Source organism: Mycobacterium sp. (genome assembly GCF_050701675.1).
Taxonomy (GTDB): domain Bacteria; phylum Actinomycetota; class Actinomycetes; order Mycobacteriales; family Mycobacteriaceae; genus Mycobacterium.
The window spans coordinates 1-4028 of the sequence record NZ_JBOGDD010001335.1; the positions used below are offsets into that span (position 1 = coordinate 1).

Annotated in this window: 5 protein-coding genes; 4 read left to right on the top strand and 1 reads right to left on the bottom strand. The window is 65.0% G+C overall.

Translation table 11 applies throughout. The features are described 5' to 3' along the window. The 4 genes from ACRDUX_RS41395 to ACRDUX_RS41410 all read left to right on the top strand — a co-directional run. The coding region (locus ACRDUX_RS41395; protein WP_526423465.1) for a VOC family protein at window positions 1–282 on the top strand (282 nt) is incomplete at its 5' end. Between the two features lie 81 nt (window positions 283–363). After that, window positions 364–1224, top strand: coding sequence for an SDR family NAD(P)-dependent oxidoreductase (locus ACRDUX_RS41400; RefSeq protein ID WP_526423467.1), 861 nt, complete (start codon window positions 364–366; stop codon window positions 1222–1224). Window positions 1225–1240: 16 nt separating this feature from the next. Beyond that, window positions 1241–2314: an NAD(P)H-dependent amine dehydrogenase family protein gene (locus tag ACRDUX_RS41405; protein ID WP_526423469.1), complete on the top strand. Its 1074-nt coding sequence runs from the start codon at window positions 1241–1243 to the stop codon at window positions 2312–2314. Then, window positions 2311–2958 carry a TetR/AcrR family transcriptional regulator gene (locus tag ACRDUX_RS41410; protein ID WP_526423471.1) on the top strand — a complete coding sequence of 216 codons (648 nt, stop codon included), beginning with the start codon at window positions 2311–2313 and terminating at the stop codon, window positions 2956–2958. The genes ACRDUX_RS41405 and ACRDUX_RS41410 overlap by 4 nt, the downstream gene beginning before the upstream one ends. A gap of 110 nt (window positions 2959–3068) precedes the next feature. Here the strand turns inward: ACRDUX_RS41410 and ACRDUX_RS41415 are convergent. Next, a partial coding sequence (locus tag ACRDUX_RS41415) for an aminotransferase class III-fold pyridoxal phosphate-dependent enzyme (RefSeq protein ID WP_526423473.1) occupies window positions 3069–4028 on the bottom strand: 960 nt, incomplete at its 5' end.

Sequence of the window (4028 nt, forward strand, 5' to 3'; positions counted from 1 at the left end):
ACCCTGGACTGGGACCGAGGCATCGAACTCGTCACGCCTACCGCCGGCTCGCCGTCGGATCCCGGTTCTGTAGCCGACTTTCTGGCCCACCGGGGCGATGGCGTGTACTCGGTGGTGATCCGGGTCGACGACGCAGACGCCGCCATGGAGATCGCGCGACGTTACGGGGCGTCGTACGAATTCCGGCAGGACCGCGGCGGGGATGGCCTCGAGCTCGTCGAGGTCCAACTCGCCACCATTCTCGGGATGCCCCTGACACTGCTGTCCACGAATCTGCCGTGAGTGCGGAACGCGAAGGACGTGCGCGACACTTTAAAATTGAGTGGTCTATGTTTATGACTGGATGACGGACGGGGGCTGATCGTGGGTTCGTTGGACGGCAAGGTGGCAATCGTCACCGGCACCAGCCGCGGCGTCGGAGACGGGATCGCAGAGGAGCTGTTGCGCGAGGGGGCCACCGTCGTCGGCTGTTCTCGTTCCCCGCTCGACGAACTACCGGCGGCGGCGAGAGTTCCCGGCGGGCGCGAACGGTCCGCACAGTGGGTGTGCGACCAAGGCGACCACCACGCGATCGATGCCTTCGTGGGCAGGGTGATGGGTGCCTACGGGCGGGTCGACATCCTGGTCAACAACGCGGGCGGAACCGTACCGAGTCCCAGCGTGGACGCCGTTCCGGAACTGGTGCAGCGGATTCAGGGCAGCCCGCGCAGCGACGACGACTTCGAGCGCAGCGTGCTGTTCCACGCCTTCGCCATCCAGATGAACCTCATCAGCCCGCTCTGGTTCGCGATCCGGGTCAGTCGTGAGATGCGCCGCGGTGGCGGGGGATCCATCGTCAACATCTCGAGCGGAGCAGGCCATCCGGCAGGTTCGCCGACACTGGTGTCCTACGGTGCGGCGAAGTCCGGCCTGAATCACCTGACACGGTCACTCGCTCAGGAATGGGGACCGCAGATCCGGGTGAACTGCCTGGCGCTCGGACCCACCATGACCGAGAACTTCCGAGACTTCGTCCTGCCATCGGATGACAAGGACGGCACTGAGTACTTCAAGAGGGTTCCGCTCAAGCGCGCAGGCGGCGCCGACGAGGTCGGCCGGACCGTCGTGTTCCTGTGTAGCGGACGGGCCGACTACGTCAACGGGACCACCATCGAGATCGACGGCGGCATGTTGCCGGGCGTCCTCTACGACGCAGGCTTGAAGACCATCACCGACCTTTTGTGAGACATCGGGAGTTTCCTTGACGTTCAGAGTGATTCAGTTCTCGACTGGCAACGTGGGCCGGCACGCGCTGCGGCACGTCATCGAGCACCCCGACCTCGAACTGGTCGGGGTTCACGCCAGCAGTCCGGGAAAGGTCGGCCGTGACGCCGCAGACCTGTGCGGTCTTGCCCGACGCACCGGGATCATCGCGACCGACGAGCTCGACTCTCTGGTGGCATTGCATGCCGACTGCGTCGTGTACACCTCGCAGGGCGAGACTCGGGCGATCGATGCGCTGGCCGAGATCACCGCCTTTCTGCGCGACGGCACGAATGTTGTTGCGACGTCTCTGGTCTGGCTGATCATTCCCGAGAGCGCGGACGCGTGGCTTCGCGATCCGCTGGAAGCGGCCTGCCGCGAAGGCGGTACCACGATGTACGTCAACGGCATCGATCCTGGGTTCTCCGGGGACATGTTGCCGTTCGCCGCGCTGAGCTTGTGTCAGTCCGCGACATCGGTGACGGTCCAGGAGGTCTTCGACTACGGCTCCTACGACGACGCCGAATTCACCGGTGTGAGTTTCGGCTTCGGCTTCACACCCGACCAGGATCCGCCATTGATGTTCCTGCCCGGTGTGCTGCGCTCGATCTGGGGCGGGCCCGTGCGGCACTTGGCCGACTGTCTAGGGATCGAACTCGACGAGGTCCGCGAGCGATACGAGACGTGGGTGACCCCCGAGCCGATCGAGTGCGCCATGATGCACGTCGGCCCCGGCCACATCGCGGCGGTGCGGTTCGCGGTCGAGGGAATGAGGGCCGGTGAGCCGGTGATCGTCATGGAACACGTGAATCGCCTCACCCAGGCCGCAGCGCCCGACTGGCCCTATCCGCCCGACGGGCGGGGCGGCGTGCACCGCGTGGTCGTGACCGGCAGGCCGGGTGTCGAGATCAATGCCCATGTGGGCTCTGCAGACATCGATCAGAACGAGGGCGGTGTCATCGCCACCGCAGCCAAGGCGGTCAACTCCGTGGCGGCGGTGTGCGCCGCGCCGCCGGGGATGGTCTCGCTGCGAGATCTGCCGATCGCTCAAGTCCACGGTCTGATGCGATGACGACGGCCCGGCAGGCCCGGTCCCGTCCGGCGCCGACCCGCCGCGGCGAAACACGTCAGCAGCGCGGCGATGAAACCCGGGCGGCGATCATCGCCGAAACGGTGGCGTGCATCCTGGAGGAGGGTTTCGGTGCGGCAAGCGCGAAGCACATCACCGAACGGGCCAACGTCAGCTGGGGTGTGATCCAGTACCACTTCGGCGACCGCGACCAACTGCTGATGGCCGTGGTCGACGATGGCTTCGATGGGTTGCGGCGCAGCCTCGCTGACGTCGACATCCCGAACGGGCCTCTGCGAGAACGTGTTTCTGCTGTCGTCGCGGCCGCGTGGTCGGCATTCAGCAACCCGACGTCCCTGGCGGCCCAGGAGATCCTGGTGGCCACCCGCGTCACTCGCAACAAGAAGCTCAACCGCCATCTCGCCGAACTGAACGAAGGGCTGAGCGCACTCGGCGCCAAGTTGGTCCCCGATCGCGACGGCACGGCGATCGCCGACCTCATCTGGGCATGTTTGCGCGGGTTGACTCTGCCGCAGATGGTTTCGCCCACGAAGTACGAAACGAGTCGGCAACTCGACGCGTTGATTGATGTCCTGACCTTGTACCTCTCGGCCGAGAGCCTGTTCGACGGCCGAGGGCGTCGCTGACACCGGGTAAGCCCTGCGCAACACCTCTCCTGGTGCAGGGGTGACTTCCGTGCCGATTCAGTCGCCAGGAATGCCGGCTATCCGGTAGTGATGCATCGCATCTGGTCCGTTCAGCTCACCTGGTCGAGAGCATCGCGGACCGCGGCAGCGAAGGCGTGTACGTCGGCTGCCTCGGTGGTGAAGGGCGGACTGAACTGGAGGCTGTTGCCACGCAGCACACGGGAGATGAAGCCACGGTCGATGAGTGCGTCGACGATGACGTTGGCGTCGATGTGGGCGGACAGGGTGACTGCACCGAGCAGCCCGGCGACGCGCACCTCGTCGACCAGTTCGTGACCACGCAAGGAGACAAAAGCCGTGGTCAGTTCCCCTTCAAGGGTGAGCACGTGTGCGAGAAGATCGAGCTCGTCGAGCAGGTCGAGGTGCTTCAGTGCGACGGCACACGAAGTGGCGTGCCCTGCGTAGGTGGTGCCGTGACGGAAGATCGGCGTGATTTCGGAGTCGAGGAAGAAGGGTTGCCACAGCCGAGGTGCGATCAGAATCCCGCCGAGTGGTGCGTAACCCGAGGTGATCCCCTTGGCGAAAGTGATGATGTCTGGATTGATGGCGTAGCGAGTGGTGGCGAACATTGATCCGGTGCGGCCGAAGCCGGTAATCACCTCGTCGGCGATGAGCAGGATGCCGTTGTCGGTGGCCAGCTTGTTCAACGCGGTGAAGTATCCCGGCGGGGGTGGGTTGACACCGCCAGTGCCTTGCACGGGTTCTGCGACGATCGCGGCGATCCGCTCCGGGCCGATTTGTGCGATCATGGCCGCCGTCGCGTCGATGTCGGACGTGGGAACGCGTGCTGTTTCGGGGATTAGAGATTCGGTGCCATATCCTTCCCGGTTGAAACTCAGTCCCGCGATGCTTGTGCCGTAGGCGTGCAAACCGTGGTAGCCGAACTCGCGGCTGAGAATCAGCGTCTTGTTCTGGCGGCCTTCGAGTTGCCAGAAGCGGCGCGCCAGTTTGCAGGCCACGTCGATGGCGTCGGACCCGCCGCTGTTGAGGATGACCTTCGGGTCGGCGAT

Bases quoted from the DNA above. Each gene is read 5' to 3' on its own strand.
- ACRDUX_RS41410 (WP_526423471.1), top strand. From the start codon at position 2,311: ATGACGACGGCCCGGCAGGCCCGGTCCCGTCCGGCGCCGACCCGCCGC.